The following is a 22,963-nucleotide window of genomic DNA, read 5'->3' as shown; positions in this document are numbered from 1 at the left end:
CTTGTCATGGCAGGCCTGACCCCACCGCGCCGCAGCCCCCCGTCAAGGCGGCTGCTGGCGCTGGGCCTGCTGCTGTCCGCCTGCGGCATGGCCGGCCTGGCCCGCGCGGATGCCGCCGCCGGGCAGGCCAAGGCCCAGGTATGCGTGGCCTGCCACGGTCCGCAGGGCAACTCGACCAATCCTGCCTATCCGGAACTGGCCGGCCAGACGACCCGCTACCTGTACCTGCAGTTGCGCGACTTCAAGGAAGGCCGGCGCAGCGACCCGGCCATGTCGCCGATGGCCGCGCCGCTGTCGCGCGAGGACATGCTCGACCTGGCCGATTACTTCTCCGCACAGAAGCCGATGCCTTCCACCTACAAGGTCGAGGCCGCGCGCGTCGAAGCCGGCCGCAAGAAGTCCGAAGAAGTGCTGTGCACCATGTGCCACCTTGGCGGATTCTCCGGCCAGAACGAGATCCCGCGCGTGGCGGGACAGCAGTACGCCTACATCGTGAAGCAGCTCGAAGACTTCCGCGCCAAGCGGCGCACCAATGATGCGGGCAACATGACCAGCGTCTCGCGCAACCTGAGCGACGACGATATCCGAAATCTCGCGAGCTACATCACGAATCTGAACTAACGCTGCGGCGCCAGCTGGTCCTCGCGAATCGGCCCATACTCCACCGGCACCCACTCATAGCCAACCGTGTCGCGGCGCACGTGGCCAATGCCCGGGAACGGCAGGTGCGCGCCGCCCACCCACAGCTTGCCCTTCGCCGCGTCGGCAAAAATCCGGCTGCGCGTGATGGCAGCGGCGTGGCTGTCGACATCGAACTCCATCGACACCGACGGGCGACGGAACTGCACGGCGTGGTTATGCACGATATCCCCCCACAACAACAGGCTGGCCTTGCCTGACATAAACAGGTAGCCCGTGTGGCCCGGCGTGTGGCCATAGGCAGCCACGGTGCGCACGCCGGGCACGGGCTCCGCGCCAGTGACGGCATCGAAAGTGCGGAAGCGGTTGGCGGCCTGGTACGGCGCCACGGCGTCGCGCGCCATGCCGAACAGCGCCTGGCTGTCCTTGCCGGCGGCGGCGGCATTGGTCTCGCTCAGCCAGTAGTTTGCGTCCGCCTTGTCGACGTAAACCGTCGCGTTGGGGAACACCGCCTGGCCGCCGGAAACGAGGCCGCAGGCGTGGTCGCCGTGCAGGTGCGTGAGCAACACGGTATCGACCTGCGCCGGCTCGTAGCCCGCCGCACGCAGGTTGTTGACGACCTGGCCCAGCGTCGGGCCAAAGCAGCTCGCCGTGCCGGCATCGACGAGCACGAGGTTGCTGCCGGTGTTGACCAGGTAGGCGTTGACGGCCGTCTGCATGCCGGGCGTCGATGCCACGAACATGCGGGCGAGCAGGCGCTGCACTTCACGCGCGCTCGTGTACTTGAAGAGCTTCGGATCCAGGTCGATGTAGCCGTCGTACAGTGCTGTCACCTCGAACTGGCCCACCATCATGCGGTAGTAGCCCGGCGCCTGCGTCCTGACCTGGTCAGGCGGCGCAGCCAGCGCGGCGGGCAGCATAGTGCAAAACAGGGCGGCCCCGGCAAGCAGGGAACCGGCAAGTCGATGGGTCAAGGCATTCGGCAGCTTCATGTCACGTTCCTGTTCGTGGTTTGCGTTCCGACACACGCGGCTGGAATGGCCGGCCTGCTGCGAGCATTGCGCCGGAACAGTCCGCCGAATGCGTATCTTAAGGCGCGACAAGGGAAAGCGGTTGGCAGCCAACCAAAAGCGTACCCATTTCTGCGCAAACAAAACGGGGCCAGCGGCCCCGTTGTCGGCGTGATTCCAGTCTGGGCCTATTCCGGCTGAATATTCGCAGCCTTGATGATGCGCCCCCATTTGGCCGCTTCCTGCTGCTGGAAGCGCGCCAGTTCCGCCGGCGTGCTGGTGAACACCTCGGTGCCGGTACCCTGGTAGAAACTCGCAGCGGTGCCGCTGTGCGCAGCCTTCACCAGCATCGCATTGAGCTTGTTGACCACCGCCGGCGGCGTGCCGGCCGGCGCGTACGCCGCGAACCAGTAGCTCATCTCATAGCCCTTGACGCCCGCTTCATCGATGGTCGGAACATCCGGCGCCAGCGGCGAGCGCGCCTTGCCGGAAACGCCCAGCGCGCGCAGCTTGCCGCTCTTGACCTGCGGCAGGCCGGTGGCGGTATCGGTGATCATCATCTGGATCTGGTTGCCGAGCAGGTCCGTGATGGCCAGCGGGTTGCTCTTGTAAGGCACGTGCAGCAGTTCGACGTGCGCCATCTGCTGGAACAGCTCGCCGGCGATGCGCGACGATGAACTGCCGCTGCCGAAGCTGAGTTTGCCCGGCTGCTTCTTCGCCAGCGCGATGAACTCGCCCACGGTCTTCGCGGGCACCTGCGGGTTCACCACCATGATCTGGCCGCCGCGGCCCAGCGCCGTAACCGGCGCGTAGTCCTTGACCGGGTCATAAGGCAGCTTGCGGAACAGGTGCTCGTTGGCGGCATGCGTCGTGTTGGTGGTGATCAGCACGGTGTAGCCATCAGGGCTGGCCTTGGCGACATCGGTGGCGGCAATGAAGCCATTGGCGCCGGGCTTGTTGTCCACCACCACGGTGACCTTGCTGTCCACGGTCACGGCTTGTCCGATCGCACGGGCAAGCTGGTCGGTGGCGCTGCCGGCCGCAAACGGCACGACGAAGCGGATCGGCTTATCAGGGTACTCGGCTAACGCCTGTGCCGCTGGCAGCGCGGACAGGGCGAATACGGCGGCGGTAAGGATCCTGTGGATTCCAGGCATGGATGTCTCCTGTTGAGGGGTCTTGTTCGATGTAGAAGCCGGCAAGCGTCCGATTACGCGTCCGGAGGGGCCAGCCGCGGCGGCAACGGGATCTGCAACTGCAGCACGCGGAACGACAGGGCCTTGCCGTGCGCGTCGAGGTTCAGCGCGTCGTTGACGCCGCCGTCGAGCACGCCGTCGATGACGAAATTCATCGCATGCAACGACGGCACGAGGTAGCGCGTGACCGCTGTGGGCTGGCGGTCGCGGAACAGCGCGCGCACGGCGTCTTCGGTCACATGCTTGACGAGGTGATCGAAATCGCGCGTGTCGTAGGCAATCACGCTGATGTTGGAACGGTTGCCCTTGTCGCCGGTGCGGCCGTGGGCGAACTGGTAAAGCATTGCAGTCGCAGTCATGTCGGGGGCTCCGCTCAGTCGATGAAGGTATGGGCCGGCGACACCGCCTCACGCGGGACCAGGCACGACATGGCGTTGAGCCGCGCGCGCTGCGCCGTGCGTACGCCACCGCCGCCCGCCGGGCCGCAGGTGTACAGGGCATTGACCTCGCGCAGCAAGGCCTGGGCAACGCCGGCGTCCTCGTGCGAGAGCGCGGCGCGCAGGCGCACGTCTTCAGCAGCGGCTTCGTGCGGGCCGGGTTGCGCGAGCATCCTGCCCGCATCATCTGCCAGCACGCTAAGCACGCCGATCAGGTCGAAGCGGATCGGCAGGTCATGCCCGAGCAGCGCCATGCGCCGGCGCACGATATCGGCCGCCAGGCGGGCGCGTGCGGCGGCATTCGGGCCAGCGTAGGAAATCTCGCCTTCCGCCATCCAGCCGCCGTGGAAAAAGAGATTGGCCTTGAGCTGCGCAGGCCGCGCGTGGCCGTGCACGTTGCGCACCGCCACGCGGTCCGGACCGAGCTGCGCGACCGTGACCTCGCTGATATCCGCCACCACATCCGGCGTCAGGTATGCGGCCGGATCATGGACCTCATACAGCAGCTGCTCCTTGACCGTACGCAGGTCCACGCAGCCGCCGGTGCCGGCGGCCTTGAAGATCTCGATGCCACCGGCCTCGTCGAGCTGCGCGATCGGGAAGCCGAGCGCGTGCACGTCCGGCACGTCCTTCATGCCCGGATCGGCAAAATAGCCACCGGTGACTTGCGCACCGCACTCGAGCAGGTGCCCTGCCATGGTGGCCGCGGCCAGCCGGTCCCAGTCCTGCCAGGACCAGCCGAAGTGCGCCATGGCCGGGCCGACCGCCAGCGCGGGATCGGCCACGCGTCCACAGACCACCACCTGCGCGCCGTCCCCCAGCGCATCGGCAATGCCGCGGGCGCCGATATAGGCGTTGGCGCAGACAAAGCGCGCCTCGGGAAAGGCAGGCCCGACAATCTTGCGCAGCAGCGCGCGGCCTGCGTCGTGCGACAGGTCGTCGCCCTCCACTACGGCCACGCGCGGAGCCGGCAGCCCCAGTTCCTGCGCAAGCTGGCGCACGCGCGCCGCCGCGCCGCGCGGATTGGCCGCGCCGAAGTTGCCGATGATGGGGATGCCGTTGGCCAGGCAAAGCCCCAGCACGGGCGTCAGCAGGGCGTCGAGCAGCGGCTCGTAGCCGGCCGCGGGGTCGTTACGCCGGGCCAACTGCGCCAGCGCCAGCGTGCGCTCGGCCAGCGTCTCGAAGATCAGCGCAGCCGGTCCGCCTGCGGCGATCAGGGTGCGCACGACGGGCAGGGCGGCATCTGTGCGGTCGCCGGAAAAGCCGGCGCCGGAGCCGATCAGCAAGGGAGCAGTCATGGTGTCTGGGGCGGTTACGCGATGTTCCAGGTCATTCTAGGGGTGGTTCAATCAACCAAAAAGCGGATTATTTGGATTAATCTAGCGACTATCTCGATGAATCCGGTGGGGCCGCCATGAATCTCTCCGTCAAGCACCTGCGCGCCTTCGTGGCGCTTGCCACCCATCGCAACTTCACGCGCGCGGCGCGCGCCTGCCATCTGTCGCAATCAGCGTTCAGCGCGCTGGTCCAGACGCTGGAGGAGCAAGCCGGCAGCCGCCTGTTCGAACGCACCACGCGGCACGTCGAGCTGAGCGCCGACGGCCTGCGTTTCGAGGAGACGGCGTGTCGCCTGCTGGCGGATTTCGAGGCTGCGTTCGAGGACCTGCGCGCCCACGCCGAGCGCCGCAAGGGCCGGGTCAGCATCGCGGCGCTGCCGTCGATTGCAGGCGGTGACCTGCCACCGCTGCTGGCAGCCTTCCGTCAGCGTTATCCGGGCATTGCGCTGGAGTTGTTCGACCAGCTGGCTGACGGCTGCATCGACATGGTTCGGCGCGGGCGCGCCGACTTTGCGCTGGCGCCTGCGCCTGCACAAGACGACGACCTGCGTGTCGAGCCGCTGGTGCACGATTCCTTCCACCTCGTCTGCCCCGCGACGCACGCGCTCGCGCGCAAGCGCCGCATCACGCCGCAGATGCTGGCGGGCCAGCCGTTCATCCACCTGTCGCGGACCAGCAGCGTGCGCCAGCACCTGGACGCGGCCCTGCATCCGCTGAAGCTCAGTAGCGTGATGGAGGTGGAGCACCTGGCCACGGTCGCGGCACTGGTGCAGGCCGGCCTTGGCGTGAGCGTGGTACCTGCGCTGGCGCTGTTCCAGTTCCGGCGCGAAGGCCTGGCCATTCGCCCGCTGCAGATGCCATCGCTGGTCAGGGACATCTGCCTGGTGCGGCTACGCGAGCGTGGCGACTCGGCAGCGGCGGCGGCAATGATCGATTGCCTGCGTGAACACTACAGCCGCGCCTGAGCGCACGCAGAATCGGGTACGCTTCGCGGGCTTTGGCGGCACTGCCGCGCCCTTGCGGCACGGCACACACGGCAGGGCGAAGCACCACGCAGAAATGGGTACGCCCTGCCTGCTGCCGCTCAGCGGATCAGCTTGCCGGTCGACGAGACGATCGACATTTCGACAAAGGACGACCCGGTGTGGCGGGCCGGGCTGTAGCTGATCAGGATGCCGCCAAGGTCATAGTCGCGCAGGTTCTCCAGCGCCGCCACGAGGCGTTCGCGCGTGAGGTCGGGGCCTGCGCGGCGCAGTCCTTCCACCAGCACCTTGGCGGACATGAAGCCCTCCATGCCGGCGTTGGAGGGCTCCACGCCCTGCTGGCGGGAGAGGCTGCGGTACTCGCTGGCCAGCGTCATCTGGCTGGAGTTCATGCCGGGTACGATCTGCGTGATGATGAGCCCGCGGGCATCCTCGCCAAGCTCCTTGATGAACGAGTCGGCCGCGTTGTTCGACAAGGTGACGAACTGCGCCTGGCTGCCCGCCTTGCGCAGGTCGCGGATGACGCGCGCCGCCTCCGAACCCGAGCCGATCACCAGCACTGCCTGCGGCTCGGCCTTGTTCACCGTCGCCACCTGCTGCGAGATGTCCCCCATCGGCCGGGAAAAGCTGGCTGAGGCGGCCGGCTGCATGCCACGCGCCTGCAGCGCGATGTCGAAGCCTTCGTATACGTCCTTACCGAAGCCGTCGCTGGCATGGACGATGGCGATGCGCGTCATGCCCGAGGTCGCCAGGTGGTTGATCGCGCGCGCCACTTCGTCCTGGTATTTCGCGCGCACGTTGAAGACATAGCGGTTGACGGGGCGGTGCAGCGTGATGGCACCCGTCAGCGGCGCCACCAGCGGCACCTTCTCAGCCGCGATGATCGGCAGGATGCTTTCGTTCTGGGGCGTGCCGCGCACCATGAAGAGCGCGAAAACCTTCTCGTCCTGGAGCAGCTTGCGCACATTGTCCGGCGTGCGCTTCGCGTCGAACCCGTCATCCAGCGTCACCAGTTCGATGCGCCGCCCCGCGATGCCGCCGTTCCCGTTGACCGTGCGCAGGTACACCTGCGCGCCTTCGATCTGCTCCTTGACCGAACCCGCCACCGGGCCGGTCACGCCGGCGGATTGCCCGATGCGGATCGCCGTCTTGCTGACGCCCGGCTCCGCAAATGCCGCAGGCGCGGCAAACCCCAGCGTGGCGGCCAGCATGCCGCACGCAAACCATGTTGCCTTCATCTTCTTGACCCCTCCGCCTCGATGGCGTGCTGTTGTTGTAGCGTGGCTGCCGCTGGCCATGCACGCGAATGCACGCGGATGGCCGCGACGCTTCGCAAGTTACCCGAAGCGCGGTGTCGGGGCAAACGGCGGAGGGAAAAGCTGTTGCGGAGACATCACACCGGCACCGGCGGCCGACGCTGGCGTGATGCAGGGACGCGCAAGCAAGTGGCGCGTCAAAGCGCGCCGCACAGGCGCGCCGGGAAGAGACTGGCTGCGCTCAGGACAGGGCTACGCGTATCGGTGTATCAGGGAAAAGCCGGCACGGCCGGATCCAGGCCGGCAAAGGCGGCTTCCGGATGGGCCTTCTGCAGCAGCGCCTCGACTTCCTCGACACGGCTGCGCGGCACATCGACCATCAGCAGGATCTTGCCCGATTCGATGTCCTTCTCGAACGCGCGCAGGCGGCTGTTGGGTGCCGAACTGCCGATCATGCTCGCGGCCCAGGCGCCGAACACCGCGCCCAGCACGGCCAGCACGCCGACCAGCCCCCATTGCGGGGTGTCGCTGACGATCGGGAACATGGCCACCACCGCACCGGCCACCACGCCCACGCCGCCGCCCACCATCAGCCCCATTTCTGCGGCGTGGACGATGTCGGAAGTCTGGAACAGGTTGGCTTCATGCAGGCCCGTCATGTCGGCCCCGTCGCGCGCCACGAAATGGATGTGGCTGTTCTCCACGCGGGCCAGCAGCAGGTCATCCATGGTGCGTCGGGCACTGGCCAGATCGGGCAACAACCAGAAGATGCGTTTGCGCATGTCTGTCTCCTTTTTCAGGCCGTCCCGGAAGTGGGGATACCGTCTGTGGGACGGGGTTATTTCTTTGTACGCCGTTCATGCAGCGAGTGCAAGACAGCTTTCCCACTGGCCTGGCGATGTGACGCGCGCGTCGGTCGCGCGCGCCACAATCGCCAGAGTTGCGCTTCAGAATGTGATCGGCAGACGCACATTGACCTGCAGGTCAGGCGTATCCCGCGTGAGGCCCGCGCCCACCGACAGATTCAGTGTGTAGCGGTTGTTGAAGCGATAGGAGTAGCCCACCAGCAGCGTGCCCTGCGTCACGCGCACCGAGCCCGGCACCGTCTGCCCGTTCTGCTTGGTCGGCCAGATGATGGCCTGGTCGTAGCCGATCGAGAACGAGGCATGCTCGTTGAGCGCAAGGCCCATGCCGAAGCTGAACTCGAAGATGTCCCCCGGGGCGATCTTGCCCAGGTTCTCCTTCTCGCCATTGAGCACGGTGCGGCTGACGTTGTCGCGCGCGAAGTTGTGCAGGTAGCTGAAGGTGCCGAAGAACACCGCCGGATCGGTCGGCAGCAGCCACGTAATGCCCGGCTGGATCGCCTGGAAGCCCGTACCGGTAGGCAGGCCCAGCGGCAGGCCCGTGCCGGTCGCATTGCCGACGCAGCGCGTCACGCAATCGGTGACGACCTCGAACGGATCCTTGCCGGTATTGGACTTGTAGCGTAGCCAGCCGATGAAGTACGGCATCTTTTCATTGCCGTAGTTGAGCTGGTAGCGCAGTGTCGCTTCCACGTCGCCCAAGCCGCTGCCACTGGCATTGAATACGTTGTCGACCGCCGTGCCCGTGAATATCTCGCGACTGACTGTGTCTCCGGAACTGTGCACGTATGGCACCTTCGCTTCGATCTCCAGTCGCTTGGTGATGCCGTAGCGCAACGCGACTGAGGCGAGGTACGTCGTGGTCTTGACCTCCCGCACGTCGACAAGGCCGATCAGGATGGCGGGGATGACCGTGTAGCCGACCAGGGCAACGCGGTTGTTGGATGAGTAGCCGTACTGGAGACCTGGCTCAATTACCAGCTTGCCTTCACCGGTCAGCACGCCAGGCTGGTCGGTGATCGGAGCGATTTCCGGGGGCCGCGTATTGCGCTCGGGCGGCTGGCCTACAGGCTCCTCGACCCCGGCCATCGTCTGCGTATCCGACGACTCGCCCTGCTGTGGCTGCCCCTGCTGCGGTTGCGCACCGGCCTGCTGCTGACCCGTGACCTGCTGGGGAGCGTTGACGACATTGGGAGGGGCACTCTGCGTCGCACTGGCAGCTGCCGCGGCGGTCGCGGCATTGGTCGCATTGTCCCCAGGCGTGACGCCCGGCCCCGCGCCCCCGCGCTTTCTCGCGAGGACATCGTCGCCGATAACGCTGCGAAGCTCCTTGATAACGGCGTCCTGCTCAGCCAGCGCCCGCTTCATTGCTTCCAGCTGGCCCTGTTGCTCGGTCAACTGGTGTTGCAAGGCTTCGATGCCTGGAGCGGGCGATAGCCCTGCGTCTGGAGAGGTCTGGGCCTGTGCCAGGCCTCCGACCAATAGCAACGTCGAGCATCCAGCGTTCCGGATGCCCTGCATCGACCGCTTCTTCATGACGTCTATCCTCCCCCGGGACGGCAGACTGCAGACTGATTAGGCAGGAGTCCGCTACCTGCACTGCGCTATGCCTTCGCTACGACTACCTCATGCTGGCGGCCCGCATCAGCGCGCTGTTCAGCGCTGTATTGGCCAGCTGTGACCGGAATGCCTGCAGTGTATTCACGCCGGCGTCAATTGTCATCACGCTCCGGATGCTCTGGTTGTTCAAAGAGTTCTGGATCACCGTTGCCGGCGAGCCTGCCAACGCTCCTACGTTCGCAATATTGCCCGCCCCATTCTGGATAATGGCCATGGCGCCGTTGGTGACGACCTGGCCTGTCCCGGTGTTGATCGTCGTCACCGGCATACCGGCCGGGCCAGCGATGCCGGTCGCTACGGAACTTGCCCCCGAGGCCGAGGCACCGCTGGAGCCTGCCGCCCCCGCACCGCCCGTTGCACTCGCACTACCTGCAGTTCCATTGCTGCCGGCCGTCGCTGCGGTACCCGCCAGCGAACTGTCGACAGCCGCCTGGGTCGCACTGACGATCGACGGCCCAAGGGTCGAGGCCAGGCGGGCGGCCTGATCCGTCGTGATCCTGCCCACGTCCGGGATATTAAGGCTGGTCGCCACCACCAGGGCACCGTTGAGGTACACGGCACGTTCGATACCGAACGAAACCTGCAGCCCTCCGGCGTCAAAGCCGCCGCGCATTTCTTCGAGCCGTTCTTGAGCGACGGGCTTCCAGCCTGTCATGTCGCCGCGCGCGGCTGCAACAGGGCTGTCCGGCTGCGCGTCGTCGCCGCGTGCGAGCGCCGCCTGCGCCGGGACCGCGCCCGCATCGAGGGGGTCCGGCAGGGATTGTTCAGCCGCGTGCACGGTACCGGCATAGGCCATGCCGGCCCCGAGCAGCAATACGACAGTTGCCTGTCCCGCCGTGCCGCATCGGCTGCCGGCCAGGCCAGGAAATGAAGCGGATGTCTCGAGCATGATGTGTTCCTCAGAAATCGCTGGCGCCATGCTTTGGCATGACGGTGAAGAACAAGCTGTCCCGGTTGACTCCCATCCAGTAAGGGCCCATTGGCGCCACGCGCCAGTCGGCCGCAAGATTGAACCGTGCACGTTCGGTACGGTTATGGATCACGAAGAGCAACTGGCTCTCCCAGATGCTCTCGAAATGCTCGCGAGAAATGGAGCGCGTGCCGCGCGCCGGATCTCCGATCAGCACGCGGTCGCCCTTGACCCCTTTGACGACCACGAAGTGGTGGTAGCCATTCTCGGAGATCAGCACGATCGCGGGAATCTGCGTTTCCTCCAGCTTGGACAAGGGCAGTTCATAGCCGTCGGCCAGATAGCCCCGCGACTCCAGGAAGCGCTTCATGTCCAGCAGGGAGAAGCCCTCTCGCCGGATCTTGTCCTGATCGCCATTGACGAACATGTTGGCAAACGCCAACTCCTCGGTCATGGGCTCGCCGTACTGGTAGGTCAGCAGCGTCGCCACGGCGGCTGAGCCACAACTGAAATCGTATTGCTGCCGGACCGTGGTCTTGAAGCGCGCTTCGCGCAGGCTGGTCACCGGGACGCTGTAGTACTCGCCAACCGGTCCGTATATCGCTACCCGGTCCGCCAGCGCGGGCGACGTCCCGCCCAATGCCAGCAGGAACGGTATGGCCCCCAGCATCCGTCGAAAAATCTTCATCACTTGATCACTTGAACTGGACGTTGACGATGGTCGCGTTCTGGATCAGCACGTTGTTGCCCGTGTTCTGGATCGCGGTCGGAATGCCTGCAGCATTGGCGAACGCGCCATCCGTGACGATATTGCTGCCGGAATACGTGCCAATCGCGGCATTGTCCGCCACCGTTCCGTGCAGGCGCATGTCATTGACCACCAGATCTGCCCCACCGCGCACCCCGTCCAGCTTATCGCTTGCGACTGCCGCCACTGTCGCGCCGAACGGATTGCTTGTTGCCCGCGTTGCCCCTCCTGCCTTACCCTCGTCGGCCGCTGTCCCGCTACCCACTGCGGCGACCGGCGCTGCCACGGCGACATCGCCCGCAGCGGGATCCGCGTGGGCCTGCATGTACGGCCAGGCAAGGAATGCTGTCGCCAGCGTGGTGACAGCAATGCGAATCGGTCGCATGGTGCGTCTCCTTGTTGCCCGCCGCGCCCGGCCCCATCCGGCCAGCCGCGGCGGAACTTACAGACTGCTACGCCAGGCAGGCATCCCGGATGCGGACTGCACACGGGATACCCCCTCTTGCAGGCCTGAAGCCCCGCACCGGCGCCGCCCGGCCGCACCCTATTGCAAAGAGGGCGGTCCGGGGGCGCCGTGCGCGCCTCACTTGCCTACTGTCAGATTTGCCTGCACGTTGACGCTTTGTTGCACCAGCGATGCTGCGCCAAGGTTCTGGTTGGCGACCATGATGCCCGCCGCCGTCTGACCCACGCTGGTCATGACGTTCTGCATGCTGAACGTGCCGGCACTGACCGTGACGTAGCCACCGTTGCCTCCGGCTCCGCCGACCGCACCGTTGCCGGTGCCGCCGGCACCGCCATTGCCGGTACCGCCGGCGCCGCCGGTCGCACCCACGGCACCCGCCGCACCGTTGCCGGCCGTGGCGCTGCCGTTGGACGCCGAGCTCGAAGCGCTGCCGTTGCTGGCTGAACCGCCAGCGCCGCCGGCGCCGCCAATGCTGGCCTGCGAGCCACCAGCGCCGCCAGTGCTGCCGGCACCGCCGCCCGTCGCTGTCGAGGTCGCCGCGCCGCCTGCGCCACCAGCACCACCGGTGCCGCTGCCGGCACCGCCAGTAGCACCTGCCGTCGCGGTTCCAGCGCCACCCGCACCGCCGGCCGCACCGGCCGCACCGCCCGTGGCGCTGGCTGCGCCGGCCGTACCGGTAGCGCTCGACGAGCCAGCTGAGCCGCCCGCACCGCCATTACCAGTCGTGTCAGCACCCGAACCATTGGCCGTGCCACTGCCGCCACCCGCGCCGCCAGCCGAGCCGGCCAGACCGCCCAGCGCACCGCTGGCACCCAGGGCGCCACCACCGATCGCGCCAGCACCGCCACCGCGGCCACCCGCGCCGAGTGAAGCGCTCAGAGCACCGCCGCCCGAGCCGTAGGCACCGCCACCGCTGCCGCCCTTGCTGCCAGCCGCGCTGTACGCGTCGCCGCCATAGGCCTTGGCGCTGCCACCATCGCCAGCCCAGCCAATCGCCTTGCCGCCCGCGCCGCCATTGCCGGCGTTTGCGCTGCCATTGGTGGCGCTACCATTGGAAGCGCTGCCATTGAGGGCACTGCCGCCGGAGCCGCCGTTGCCGCCGTTGCCGCCGTTGCCGCCGTTACCGCCGTTACCGACTCCGCCAGTACCGCCATAGCCAGCGCCGCCCTTGCCGCCCGCTGCGCCATTGGCGTTGCCATTGTTAGTGGCCCAATTGCCCATCGGAGCGATGCTGTTGCCGGATACCGTCCCGGTCAGCTTGCTGATGGCAATCGCCTTGCTGGTGTTGAACGAGTTAGAGAAGTTCGCGGTAGCCGTACCGCCGTTGGCGGCGGCCGCATTGCCATAGCCGTCCACGTCCTGATGAGCGTGGAGGATAGTCTTGGTCGATGTCTTAGTGGACGACTTTGAGACTGAGACAGAGGTGGTCTTGGTGTCGGTCTTGGTGTTGCCATTCGCCTGGACAGCCGTCGAGTTCTCATTCGCCGCGGCACCACTACCACTCTGAGTCGAGGTTGCAGTGGCACTCTGGTTGTTGTCGCCGTCCCAGACTTTTTCGTTGTTGTTGGTCGGATTTGCCCAAGCCTGCCCACCAAACGCCAGGGCGATGGCTGACGCAATTAAGGTCTTTTTCATACGAAGCTCCCAGGAGAATTTCATACAGCGGCTCAGCCCCCGCCCAACGCTCATCCCGAGCGATGGCTGGAGGTTAGGTCCGGCACCGTGCCAAACCAGACTCCCCATGCGCATAATCGGTGCCAGCTTCGCCACTCGAAATCGCAATCCCTTGCGGGACAAGGCCTTGCCAGACATTTCCCGGGAACTTTCGGACGCCGTGAACGGTCTTCCCCACCTTCGCCGCAGTGCATCGCAAGCGACATGTCACACCGCTGTGACACGGACTCCCGCCTGCCTGCTAGGTGCGTTTTCGCACATTGGTAGAACCCCCTATTTTTCAATGAGTTAGCGAAATGCCCCGGGAATGCCTGATGCGCCTGAGTGCGTATCGGCGCTGAAACAGGGTGCCCGGCGATGCACAGGCCGGTAGTTCTTTCCGGGGACGACGCACATCAGATATTGCCTTGGGGTCGCATGCTGCAAAGCCCGGTGGCAGCGGCGCAGGACAGACATTGCGGGTTCCCTCGCTCTCCGGGATCCGGGCTTGCCAGGCCCAGGTGCACAGTTGCAACAAATTGCCCGCCGCCGCTGTGCCGAAATCCCCTCATTGCACCGTCGGGCTAGGACTTATGTCTGATTTACAGTACATTAGAGGCATTACAGACTTGTCATGTCCCCGCAAGCGAAACCATGAGCGAAGCCGTCGTTCCCCTGTATCACCAGATTTACGTGGTACTGCGTCAGCAGATCGTCGAGGGCCGCTTTGGCCAAGGACCGCTGCCGGGCGAAATTGACCTGGCCAAACAATTCCACGCTTCGCGGGTGACCATGCGGCGGGTGTTCGACCGGCTGGTCCAGGAAGGGCTGGTTCGCCGCCACCGCGGACTGGGGACATTCGTCAACCCGCATCCGGTCAAGCCGGCGGCGACGACCGAAGAGCGCAGCGCCAGCCTGCTCGACAACATCATCGACATGGGCCAGAAGACGGCGGTGAAGGTGATCTCGATCGACGAGGTCCACGCCACGCCGGAAGTGGCCGAGGCGCTCGACCTCGCGCCAGGTGATCCGGTGGTGAAGATCGTCCGCGTGCGCCACTACCGCAACCGGCCTCTCTCGCATATCACGGTCTACCTGCCCGCCGAACTGGGCCGCACGATCACGCGCAAGGCGCTCGAAGAACAGCCGGTGCTGCGCCTGCTGGAAAGCAGCGGCGTGCGGCTTGGCCGCGCCAGCCAGACCCTGTCGGCGCGCCTCGCGGATGTGGTAGTCGCCCCGCTGCTCGACGTGCCGGTCGGCGGCGCCTTGCTGGCGGTGCGCCGCGTGGTCAAGGACAGCAACGGCCGCCCCGTCCAGTTCCTGCTCGGCCAGTACCGGCCGGACCGCTACGAATACCGCATGGAGCTGTCCCCTGCCGGGGTCGACAGCGCCAACGTCTGGGTGGAAAACGAAACCCGCCCCGGCCTGCGCGACTGAGCCGGACCACCGCCAGGCAGTTCAACCGCCCTGCCACGCCAAGGGGATGGCCCTACGCGGCGCGATCCCGGGCGATACTGCGCACTCGTGATCACTTTTCGCAAGGAGGTGCCGTCATGCCGTTGTCCCGTCCGTGCACGCCGACCCGCAGACGTTCACCAGGCGCCTGGCTGCGCAGCGCCGCCAGCGCCTGCGCGCTGGCATTCTGCGCGGTTCCGCTGGCTGCCTATGCGCAGATCGCCGGCGGCAAGACCATCCGCATCCTGGTAGGCGCACCGGCCGGCGGCACCACGGACACGCTGGCCCGCACGATCGCGCAGGAAATGTCCCAGGAGCTGGGGCAGCCCGTCGTGGTCGAGAACCGCCCCGGCGCCGGTGGCAACATCGCGGCCGACCTGGTTGCCAGGAGCACGCCCGATGGGGCCACGCTGCTGATGAGCTTCACCAGCCACACCATCAACGCCACGCTCTACAAGAAGCTGCCCTTCGATCCGGTGCAGGACTTCACACCCGTCACGCTGGTGGCCACGGTGCCCAGCGTGCTCGTGGCAAACCCGCGGCTGCCCGCCAACAACGTGCCCGAACTGATCCGCCTGGCGCGCTCGCGGCCAGGCAAGCTGAACTTCGCCATTGGCTCGGTCGGTTCATCGGTGCATCTGGCCGGCGACATGTTCAAGATGATGACCCACACCTATATCGTGAACATTCCGTACAAGGGCACCGCGCCGGCCATCACTGACCTGCTTGCCGGGCAGTGCGACCTGATGTTTGCGAGCACGCTCAATGTCCTGCCCCATGTGCGGGCGGGCAAGCTCAAGGTGCTGGGCGTGACCAGCGCCGCGCCGCTGCCGCAGTTTCCCGGCGCGGCGCCGATCGGCGCCACCGTCAAGGGGTTCGAATCCAGCGCCTGGTTTGGCCTGTTCGGACCGGCCGGGCTGCCGGCGGACGTGACGCAGGCCCTCTACCATGCCGCCCACAAGGGCCTGGAAGCGCCGGCCGTGCGCAAGCGGCTGGAGGCAGACGGCGCTCAGCCGCTGGGCACTACGCCGGAATCGTTCGCCGCATTCGTGAGGCAGGACGTGAAACGCTGGGCCGCGGTGGTGAAGTACTCGGGAGCCTCGACGGAATGAGCGTGGCCGTTGTATCCGCGCGCCCCCGTCCGGCAACGCTCGCCCAGAAGCTGGTGGCACGCGCCGCCGGGCTGGCGCATGCCGAACCCGGTTCGCTGGCAATGTGCCGGGTCGACCTTGCGATGTCGCACGACTCCAGCGGCCCGCGCCGCGTCGCACCCTTGCTGGACGCCCTTGGCACAACCGTGTGGGACCCGTCGCGCTACGTGGTCGTGACCGACCATTTCGTGCCGGCCAGCGATCCGGCTACCGAGGCGATCCTGCACTTCACGCGCGACTGGACGCGCCGCAGTGGCGCGCACCTGATCGACGGTGAAGGCATCTGCCACGTCGTGCTGCCCGAGCACGGCCACGTGCTGCCCGGCCGGTTGATCGTCGGCGGCGACAGCCACAGCCCCACCGGCGGTGCGTTCGGCGCCTACATGTTCGGCGTAGGCGCCACGGAGATGGCCGGCGTGCTGGCCACGGGCGAAATCTGGCTGCGCGTGCCGCAGACCATCCGGCTGCAATGGGACGGCACGCTTGTGCCCGGGGTCTGCGCCAAGGACATGGTGCTGTTCCTGTGCGCGCGGCTGGGCCTCGGCGGCGGCCGCTATGAAGCCATCGAGTACGCCGGCAACGCCGTGGCGGCGCTTTCCATGCAGGAACGCATGACGCTGGCCAATATGAGCGCCGAACTTGGCGCGCAGACCGGGCTGGTGGCACCCGATGCCGTCACGTTGGACTGGCTCGCCGTGGCAGGCGTACCGGCCCAGACCCTGGCGGACATCGACCTCGCACACTGGCGCAGCGATGCCGGCGCACCGCTGCTGGCCAGCCATGTCTTCGATGCCGGCGCCCTGGCACCGCAGGTGGCCGCCCCGCATTCGCCGGCCAACAGTGCGCCGGTGGACCAGGCTGCCGGCGAAGCCGTACAGATTGCCTACCTTGGCGCCTGCACCGGCGCAAAGCTGGACGACCTGCGCATGGCCGCGCAGGTGCTGCGCGGCCGGCGCGTGGCCCCGGGCATAAGCCTGCAGGTGGCGCCCGCTTCGGTGCGCGACCAGCAGCAGGCGCAGCGCGAGGGCACGCTCGCCGTCCTGGCCGAAGCCGGCGCCGAACTGCTCCCGAATGCCTGCGGTGCCTGCGCCGGCTATGGCGCCGCGCGCTTTCCCGCCGGCAGCCGGGCCATTGCCTCGACCGCGCGCAATTTCTCCGGCCGCATGGGCGATGCCGGCAGCGCGGTGTGGCTGGCATCGCCGCTGACGGTGGCGGCCAGCGCCGTGACCGGGCGCATTACCGACCCCCGCACCCTGCTCTGAACCAGGTTTTCCGCATGACCGAGCCTTCCGTTCCCGCATCCCCAAGCCGCATCTGGCGCTTTGGCGACAACATCGACACCGACGCCATGGCTCCGGCGATATTGATGAAAGCGGCGCCGGAAGTCCTGGCCGCGCATTGCCTGGAAAGCCTGCGCCCCGAATTCCCGAGTCAGGTACGCCCGGGCGATGTGCTGGTAGCGGGCACCAACTTCGGCATCGGATCTTCGCGCGAGCAGGCGCCGCAGGCGCTGCGCCATCTGGGTGTACGGGCCGTGGTGGCGCCGTCGTTTGGCGGGCTGTTCTACCGCAATGCCATCAATCTCGGCCTGCCGGTGCTGGTATGCCCCGACACCAGCCGCCTGGCGGATGGCGCGGCAGCCACGCTGGATCTGGAGAATGCCGTCCTGCAACTGGGCGATGGCACCACCGTCGCCTGCGAGCCGGTGCCGGCGTTCCTGCGCGAGATCCTGAGTGCAGGCGGGCTGATCCCACACCTGAAATCCAGGCTGGCCCGCCGTTGACGCGCCTCACCGGCGCTCACACTGGCCAAGTCGCCGCGTCGCGCAGCAGCGCCAGGGCTTCGTCGTCGCTGGTCTGGGCAAAGTTCAGGTAGAAGGCACCCACCGCTCCGAAGTTCGCCGGCGTGTTCAGGCAGATGATCCGGTCAGCGGCGGCTTCCAGGCTGGCCAGGCCATCGGTGGCCCCCACGGGCACGGCGGCAATCACCTCCGCGGCACCCGCCATGCGCACGCCTTCGAGCGCGGCGCGCATCGTGGCTCCGGTCGCCACGCCATCGTCGACGACGATCACCGTGCGCCCCGCCAGGCGCGGCAACGGCGCGCCGCCACGGTAACGCTGCTGGCGCCGCACGATCTCGTTAAGCTGGCGCCCGCGCTCGGCATCGAAGGCTCCGCTTTCCACGGCGCGCTGCACCCACGGATCGTCATTGACCACGGTATGCGGCTCACGCCCGGCATCGCCCTCCACCACCGCGCCCAGCGCCAGTTCGGGGTAGCCCGGCGCGCCGATCTTGCGCACCAGCAGCACGTCGAGCCGCGCGCCGATGGCGCGCGCGACCTCGAACGCGACCGGCACGCCTCCGCGCGGCAGCGCCAGCACCAGCGCGGGCATGCCATCGCGCGGCTGGCCGACCCCGAGTTCGGCCAGGTGGCGCCCCAGGTACAGGCCGGCCTCACGTCGGTCGGCAAAGCTCGGCGGCATGGACATGGCGCGCTCCTGCAGGTTGGGGATGGTCGGCGTGGCCGGCGCATGGGGCTGGGCCGGAACCCCTCAGCCACTATAGTCCGTCCCCGGCATCCCGCTCCGCCGGCATGGACCGGCTTCGCATTGAACGCAATACGGCAACAGTGTGTTGCACTGCGGCAGGCTGACCGCCGCGGCCGGACCGGCTAGGATGCTTGTCGGGCGGCAACCCCGCCAGGATCGACGAGGCGGCCGGCTCGGCCGCAGTACCAGTGAGCCTGACATGACTTTGCAGCACCCTATCAGCAACGAACAAGACATCTCCCGCCAGGACAATGACCTGGACATTCCGTTCGGCTCGCTCGAAGCGGCCGCCATGGCCGAACTGCCCTATACCTTCCGGCAGGCCGGCAACTGCACGCGATATTTCCGCGAATTCTTCAGCTGAGCGGCGTCGCGTTCACGCCCATGGCCTGGTCGCACAGCGCAACCAGGCGCCCCATCATGTCGCGGGCGGCGGCGGACGGCTCCGGCTGGGCGTGCAGCGTCAGTTCGATGGCCGGCACGGCGCCAAGCCATGACTGGTCGTCAAGCAGGCGATGCGCTTCCGACGCCAGCCGGCGCGGCAGCAGGCTGATGCCGAGGCCATCGGCCACGGCCGCGCTGATACTGGCCAGGCTGGCGCTGACGAAGCCGATGCGCCAGCGGCGCCCGCTGGCGTCGAGCGCGTGCGTCATCTCGCCCCGGTAAAGGCCACCGCTCGGAAACGCCACCAGCGGCACCGGGTCGCGCGCCATGGCCGGGCGCGTGCGGCTGTCAATCCATGCGAGCGGCTCGGGCCAGCACGCCACCCCGGCGGCATGGCCGACACGCTGCTTGACCAGTGCCAGGTCCAGTTCGCCGTCCTGGAAGCGCTGCCAGAGATCGTGACTGAGCCCGCTGGTCACCTCCAGCCGGATACCGGGCCAGGTATCCGCAAATCCGGCCAATACCGCAGTCAGCGGCTGGGCCGCGAAATCTTCAGGTACGCCCAGCCGGATCTCGCCCTGGCCTGAGGTCTGGCGCACCTGTTCCACCGCTTCCGCCATCAACTGTTGCAAGCGCCGCGCATAGCCCAGCAGCCGCTCGCCCTCGGGCGTGGTAGTGACGTAGCGGCCACCCCGGTCCAGCAGCGCACAGCCGAGTTGCTCCTCCAGCCGCCGCACCTGCTGGCTGACGGTCGACTGGGTCAGGTGCACGCGCTGCGCCGCGCGGGTGAAGCTGCCACTTTCGGCTACGGCGACAAAGCTCTGCAACAGGGCGGGATCCAGGCGGGCGTCATGCACGGCGATCAGGTATTTGATTTTCCACTGCCAGTGATTTCATCATTTAATTTCCCAATCGCCAAGCCTGGGCGTAGATTGGCGGCTCTCCCTGTCCTGCCGTTTGCCGCATGGCGCCTGCGCAACACGCCATGCAGTAAGCCGGCACTTACTTTAACTACGCTATGGCAACCCACGAACAACTCATGCGCGAGGCGGTCGACCTGGCCCTGGCCAACCTGGGCCGCGGCGGCCGCCCCTTCGGCGCGGTACTGGCCATCGACGGCGAAGCCGTAGCCACAGGCGTCAACGACATCGTCCACAGCCACGACCCCACCACCCATGCCGAGATGGAAGCCGTGCGCGCGGCGGCCCGCAAGCTTGGCACACCGGACCTGCACGGCAGCGTGGTCTACGCCAGCGGACATCCGTGCCCGATGTGCCTGGCAGCGATGACCATGGCCGGCGTGCAGGCCGTCTACTACGCCTTCGACAACGACGACGCGGCCCCCTATGGCCTGTCGAGCGAAGCCGCCTACCGGGCCCTGCGCCTGCCGCTGGTGCCGCCGCCGCTGCCGCTGCAACGGGTGCCCGTGGACATCTCTGCGGCGCAGCTTTACGGCTCACGCCAGCCTCGCGGCTGAAGGCATTCCTGAAGGCATGCAATACGACGTTTCGCACCGCGCGGCGCCGCGCTGGCTGATCCTGGCCGCGGTCGTGGCGATTGGTCTGAACCTGCGGCCGTTCCTGACCGCCGTCGGGCCACTGGCCGCCACCATTCGCGCCGGCACCGGGCTGGACTACGAAGGCATGGCGTGGCTGACGCTGCTGCCCATGCTGCTGATGGGCGTCGGCGCCTTTGCGGCACCGGCCATCCGCCAGCGGCTTGGCGTGCGCCGCGCGGTGCTGGGCGCGCTGGCCTTGCTTGGCATGGGGTCGGCCCTGCGCGCACTGGCGACGGACAGCGCGCTGCTGGTCGCCACCGCGACCCTGTGCGGTCTTGGCGTGGCCGTGGTGCAGGCAGCCTGTCCCGGCATCATCAAGCAGGAATTCCCGCGGCGCGTGGCCCCGGTGATGGGCCTGTATTCGGCCGCGCTGATGGGCGGTGGCGCGCTGGGTGCGCAACTTGCCCCGCTGATCTCGGATCTGTCCGGTTCGTGGCAGCAAGGCCTGGCCTGGTGGGCACTGCCGGCCGCGGCGGCGCTTGGCCTTGCCTGGCGGGCCCTGCCAGCCCCAGCCGTGACGACACCGGCTGCGCGCGCCGCGCACCGGCCTGCCGGCCAGCTTCTGCGCCGCCGCCGCACGTGGATGCTGATGGCCTGCTTCGGCGTGATGAACGGCGGCTATGCCTCCCTCGTGGCATGGCTGGCGCCCTTCTACCAGCAGCACGGCTGGAGCGTGGCGCGCAGCGGTAGCCTGGTGGCCGTGATGGCGGTTGCCCAGGCCGCCGCCGCGCTGATGCTGCCCACCCTGGCTGCGAGCCGTCAAGACCGCCGCGCGTGGATGGCAGCGGCACTGGCCATGCAGGCCGCGGGCTTTGCCGGCCTGGCCCTGTGGCCCGAATGGTCGCCTTATGCCTGGGCGACCATCGGCGGCGCGGGACTGGGCGGCTGCTTCGCGCTGTACCTGGTAGTGGCCCTTGACCACCTGCCGGACCCGGACAGCGCGGGCGCACTGAGTGCGCTGATGCAGGGCGGCGGCTTCCTGCTGGCGTCGCTGGCGCCGTGGATCACCGCTGCGCTGCATTCGCGCACCGGCGATTTCCTGGCGGGATGGTGGTACCACCTGGGCTGCGTGGCGTTCGTGGCCGCGCTCACCATGCGCCTGGACCCTGCGCGCTACGCCAGGTCCATGACTGGCGCCACGGCCCGCCCGGCGTAGCCGGCCGCGCCACTCAGCGCGGCATGGCCCCCTCGACCACCGCGCTGACATCAGCCGGATCGGGCTCGATGGAGGGCGGTAGCGCGAACAGCGCGCCCGCCGCGGGCGTCAGCCCCTGCACGATGCGCAGGGCCAGCACGACGAGCATGACAGGCATGGCGCCTCCCTGCATGGTTGCCCGGGGCCGGCGCGGCCCGCAGGCCTGGCGCACCGGTCCCCGAGGCAAAGGTAGACAACTTCCCGGGAACACTGCAAGCCGTGCAAGCTTCGTGCCACACCGTCCGGATGCCGCACCGGCAATACGCGGCACCGGACCGGGGAAAGGCTGCGCCAACGTGAAGCGCGAATGAGCCTCGCGTACCCAATTCTGCGTACCCCTGTACTGCCGCCACGGCGGTACGCCGGCTTTGCCGCAGGGCGCACCTGCCGAATGCTTTGCGAGATTTATTTCCGATGTAACGCCACATTACCCCTGACATGGACACGGCGGCCACTTGGGCCTGGCCCGCACGTTGCCGGCAAACCCTTGTGCGACAAGGCTTTGCCGGCAACGCCATGAAGCAGTCCATGACGCCGCGCAGCGCATGCGTCATGTGAGACAGGCTTACAAGTGCAAGCACGCAGCGCGGGGCGGCGTCGCTACATTGAAGCCGTGTTCAACGCGAACGATCCGGAGCCCGACATGAAACGCGCCCTCTGCCTGGCCGTGCTGCTGTCCACCACCGCAGCATTGCTTTCCGCCTGCATTGTGGTACCGCCGCGCGGCGGCCCGCCGCCCCGCTACCACTACTACCACGACCGCTATTGATAGATACCGCCTGTCCGTCAACCAGACACCAGGAGAACCACGATGAAACGCCAGCTCCTTCTCGCCGCAGCCGTCCTCGCCGCCGGAGGCACCTTCGGCCTGCTCAGCCCCGCCCAAGCCCACGACGGTCCCGCCGCCTACGCTTATGGCCACCCACCGCCACCGCCGCGCCACGAGTCGCGCCCGCCAGCACGGCCGGGCCAGGGGTGGGTACCCGGCCACTGGGTCGCCCGTGGCGGCCACTATGACTGGCGCGCCGGCTACTGGCAGGCGCAGCGGCCCGGATACCGCTACGTGCCCGACCGCTGGGTGAAAAGCCCGCGCGGTTGGGTCATGCGACCAGGCTACTGGGCCCGCTGACACAGGCTGCCGACCTGGCCCGCCAGGTCGGTGGCAAGCCGCCGGAGCCGCTGTGCCGCACGCTGCTCCGGCCTCATCCCGAGGTGGCAATTCCCACTCATCCAGAAGCACTAGATCGCGTGTCCTAGCATGGGCATCAAGCGTCGCAGTTATTGAGAAACACTGTCAACGAAGGCCGTTTCATAATTGCGTCATCGAATGACTGTCGATTTTCTTTTACCCCCCGAAGGGGTTATAAAATCGACACGGCAAACCCCGGAATAATCAAATCGGTTTCAACTCTGAAACCATTCCGCAAAGTGATGTCTCAGTCGTGATACGGTTGCCCATCCTCGCCAAGATGGCGTTCTCGCGACATTTCCCTGCCAATTCGCGGGATTTTCGGTAGGTATTATGAAATCCGGTTCATTCCCACCTCCACCCG

The 22,963-nt window shown here is 67.4% G+C and carries 25 protein-coding genes; 11 read left to right on the top strand and 14 right to left on the bottom strand.

Going from position 1 to position 22,963, the window contains the following annotated elements; genetic code table 11:
• Positions 1–6: 6 nt before the first annotated feature.
• Positions 7–621 (top strand): c-type cytochrome, encoded by a 615-nt coding sequence (locus tag LDO29_RS17495; RefSeq protein ID WP_396022680.1) that lies wholly within the window; start codon positions 7–9, stop codon positions 619–621.
• Here the strand turns inward: LDO29_RS17495 and LDO29_RS17490 are convergent.
• The 4 genes from LDO29_RS17490 to LDO29_RS17475 form a co-directional block, all read right to left on the bottom strand.
• Entirely contained in the window at positions 618–1,631 is a 1,014-nt protein-coding gene (locus LDO29_RS17490) for an MBL fold metallo-hydrolase (RefSeq protein ID WP_224081058.1), read from the bottom strand. The genes LDO29_RS17495 and LDO29_RS17490 overlap by 4 nt on opposite strands.
• 206 nt (positions 1,632–1,837) lie before the next feature.
• Positions 1,838–2,806 (bottom strand): Bug family tripartite tricarboxylate transporter substrate binding protein, encoded by a 969-nt coding sequence (locus tag LDO29_RS17485; protein ID WP_224081057.1) that lies wholly within the window; start codon positions 2,804–2,806, stop codon positions 1,838–1,840.
• A 53-nt stretch (positions 2,807–2,859) separates the two neighbouring features.
• On the bottom strand, positions 2,860–3,204 hold the full coding sequence (locus tag LDO29_RS17480; RefSeq protein ID WP_224081056.1) for an AtuA-related protein: 345 nt from the start codon (positions 3,202–3,204) through the stop codon (positions 2,860–2,862).
• A 14-nt stretch (positions 3,205–3,218) separates the two neighbouring features.
• Positions 3,219–4,580 (bottom strand): acyclic terpene utilization AtuA family protein, encoded by a 1,362-nt coding sequence (locus LDO29_RS17475; protein ID WP_224081055.1) that lies wholly within the window; start codon positions 4,578–4,580, stop codon positions 3,219–3,221.
• 116 nt (positions 4,581–4,696) lie between these two features.
• Here LDO29_RS17475 and LDO29_RS17470 point away from each other — a divergent pair, with 116 nt between their 5' ends.
• A complete protein-coding gene (locus LDO29_RS17470) occupies positions 4,697–5,584 on the top strand; it encodes a LysR family transcriptional regulator (protein WP_224081054.1) in 888 nt (295 codons plus the stop codon).
• A gap of 119 nt (positions 5,585–5,703) precedes the next feature.
• Here the strand turns inward: LDO29_RS17470 and LDO29_RS17465 are convergent, their stop codons facing one another.
• The 7 genes from LDO29_RS17465 to LDO29_RS17435 form a co-directional block, all read right to left on the bottom strand.
• On the bottom strand, positions 5,704–6,840 hold the full coding sequence (locus LDO29_RS17465) for an ABC transporter substrate-binding protein (protein WP_224081053.1): 1,137 nt from the start codon (positions 6,838–6,840) through the stop codon (positions 5,704–5,706).
• 287 nt (positions 6,841–7,127) lie between these two features.
• Positions 7,128–7,640: a DUF1269 domain-containing protein gene (locus tag LDO29_RS17460; RefSeq protein WP_224081052.1), complete on the bottom strand. Its 513-nt coding sequence runs from the start codon at positions 7,638–7,640 to the stop codon at positions 7,128–7,130.
• Between the two features lie 165 nt (positions 7,641–7,805).
• Positions 7,806–9,257, bottom strand: coding sequence for an acetate kinase (locus tag LDO29_RS17455; RefSeq protein ID WP_224081051.1), 1,452 nt, complete (start codon positions 9,255–9,257; stop codon positions 7,806–7,808).
• 85 nt (positions 9,258–9,342) lie between these two features.
• Positions 9,343–10,260, bottom strand: coding sequence for a flagellin (locus LDO29_RS17450; protein ID WP_318035507.1), 918 nt, complete (start codon positions 10,258–10,260; stop codon positions 9,343–9,345).
• On the bottom strand, positions 10,241–10,939 hold the full coding sequence (locus tag LDO29_RS17445; protein WP_224081050.1) for a C39 family peptidase: 699 nt from the start codon (positions 10,937–10,939) through the stop codon (positions 10,241–10,243). The genes LDO29_RS17450 and LDO29_RS17445 overlap by 20 nt, the downstream gene beginning before the upstream one ends.
• A gap of 7 nt (positions 10,940–10,946) precedes the next feature.
• Positions 10,947–11,384, bottom strand: coding sequence for a hypothetical protein (locus LDO29_RS17440; RefSeq protein WP_224081049.1), 438 nt, complete (start codon positions 11,382–11,384; stop codon positions 10,947–10,949).
• 198 nt (positions 11,385–11,582) lie between these two features.
• On the bottom strand, positions 11,583–13,100 hold the full coding sequence (locus LDO29_RS17435) for a hypothetical protein (protein WP_224081048.1): 1,518 nt from the start codon (positions 13,098–13,100) through the stop codon (positions 11,583–11,585).
• A 672-nt stretch (positions 13,101–13,772) separates the two neighbouring features.
• On the opposite strand from LDO29_RS17435, the gene LDO29_RS17430 reads away from it, so the two are divergent.
• The 4 genes from LDO29_RS17430 to LDO29_RS17415 all read left to right on the top strand — a co-directional run bounded on the left by LDO29_RS17430 (position 13,773) and on the right by LDO29_RS17415 (position 17,507).
• Positions 13,773–14,555, top strand: coding sequence for a GntR family transcriptional regulator (locus LDO29_RS17430; RefSeq protein ID WP_224081047.1), 783 nt, complete (start codon positions 13,773–13,775; stop codon positions 14,553–14,555).
• Positions 14,556–14,671: 116 nt separating this feature from the next.
• The gene (locus tag LDO29_RS17425) at positions 14,672–15,685 is read left to right on the top strand and encodes a tripartite tricarboxylate transporter substrate binding protein (protein ID WP_224081046.1); all 1,014 of its coding nucleotides are present in this window, start codon (positions 14,672–14,674) and stop codon (positions 15,683–15,685) included.
• Positions 15,682–16,986, top strand: a complete 1,305-nt coding sequence (locus LDO29_RS17420; RefSeq protein ID WP_224081045.1) for a 3-isopropylmalate dehydratase large subunit — start codon at positions 15,682–15,684, stop codon at positions 16,984–16,986. The genes LDO29_RS17425 and LDO29_RS17420 overlap by 4 nt, the downstream gene beginning before the upstream one ends.
• Before the next feature lie 14 nt (positions 16,987–17,000).
• Positions 17,001–17,507, top strand: a complete 507-nt coding sequence (locus tag LDO29_RS17415; RefSeq protein ID WP_224081044.1) for a LeuD/DmdB family oxidoreductase small subunit — start codon at positions 17,001–17,003, stop codon at positions 17,505–17,507.
• Between the two features lie 16 nt (positions 17,508–17,523).
• On the opposite strand, the gene LDO29_RS17410 is transcribed toward LDO29_RS17415, so the two are convergent.
• Positions 17,524–18,213 carry a phosphoribosyltransferase gene (locus tag LDO29_RS17410; protein ID WP_224081043.1) on the bottom strand — a complete coding sequence of 230 codons (690 nt, stop codon included), beginning with the start codon at positions 18,211–18,213 and terminating at the stop codon, positions 17,524–17,526.
• Positions 18,214–18,472: 259 nt separating this feature from the next.
• Between LDO29_RS17410 and LDO29_RS17405 the strand changes: the two genes are divergently transcribed.
• Positions 18,473–18,637: a hypothetical protein gene (locus tag LDO29_RS17405; RefSeq protein WP_224081042.1), complete on the top strand. Its 165-nt coding sequence runs from the start codon at positions 18,473–18,475 to the stop codon at positions 18,635–18,637.
• On the opposite strand, the gene LDO29_RS17400 is transcribed toward LDO29_RS17405, so the two are convergent.
• A complete protein-coding gene (locus LDO29_RS17400) occupies positions 18,630–19,514 on the bottom strand; it encodes a LysR family transcriptional regulator (protein ID WP_224081041.1) in 885 nt (294 codons plus the stop codon). The two genes, LDO29_RS17405 and LDO29_RS17400, sit on opposite strands and share 8 nt — an antisense overlap.
• 161 nt (positions 19,515–19,675) lie before the next feature.
• Between LDO29_RS17400 and LDO29_RS17395 the strand changes: the two genes are divergently transcribed.
• Complete coding sequence (locus LDO29_RS17395; protein WP_224081040.1) at positions 19,676–20,134, top strand: nucleoside deaminase; 459 nt, start codon at positions 19,676–19,678, stop codon at positions 20,132–20,134.
• A 16-nt stretch (positions 20,135–20,150) separates the two neighbouring features.
• Positions 20,151–21,371, top strand: a complete 1,221-nt coding sequence (locus LDO29_RS17390) for a cyanate transporter (RefSeq protein ID WP_224081039.1) — start codon at positions 20,151–20,153, stop codon at positions 21,369–21,371.
• 13 nt (positions 21,372–21,384) lie between these two features.
• Here LDO29_RS17390 and LDO29_RS17385 read toward each other — a convergent pair whose 3' ends face one another.
• Positions 21,385–21,528: a hypothetical protein gene (locus tag LDO29_RS17385; RefSeq protein ID WP_224081038.1), complete on the bottom strand. Its 144-nt coding sequence runs from the start codon at positions 21,526–21,528 to the stop codon at positions 21,385–21,387.
• A 525-nt stretch (positions 21,529–22,053) separates the two neighbouring features.
• Here LDO29_RS17385 and LDO29_RS28220 point away from each other — a divergent pair.
• The gene (locus LDO29_RS28220) at positions 22,054–22,179 is read left to right on the top strand and encodes a hypothetical protein (protein ID WP_041680323.1); all 126 of its coding nucleotides are present in this window, start codon (positions 22,054–22,056) and stop codon (positions 22,177–22,179) included.
• A 42-nt stretch (positions 22,180–22,221) separates the two neighbouring features.
• Positions 22,222–22,539 (top strand): hypothetical protein, encoded by a 318-nt coding sequence (locus LDO29_RS17380; protein WP_224081037.1) that lies wholly within the window; start codon positions 22,222–22,224, stop codon positions 22,537–22,539.
• The last annotated feature ends 424 nt before the right edge of the window (positions 22,540–22,963 follow it).

This window comes from Cupriavidus laharis, from assembly GCF_914271435.1.
GTDB classification, from domain to species: domain Bacteria; phylum Pseudomonadota; class Gammaproteobacteria; order Burkholderiales; family Burkholderiaceae; genus Cupriavidus; species Cupriavidus laharis.
Note: the sequence above shows the minus strand (reverse complement) of the source record. Positions and strands in the feature narration are given on the sequence as shown.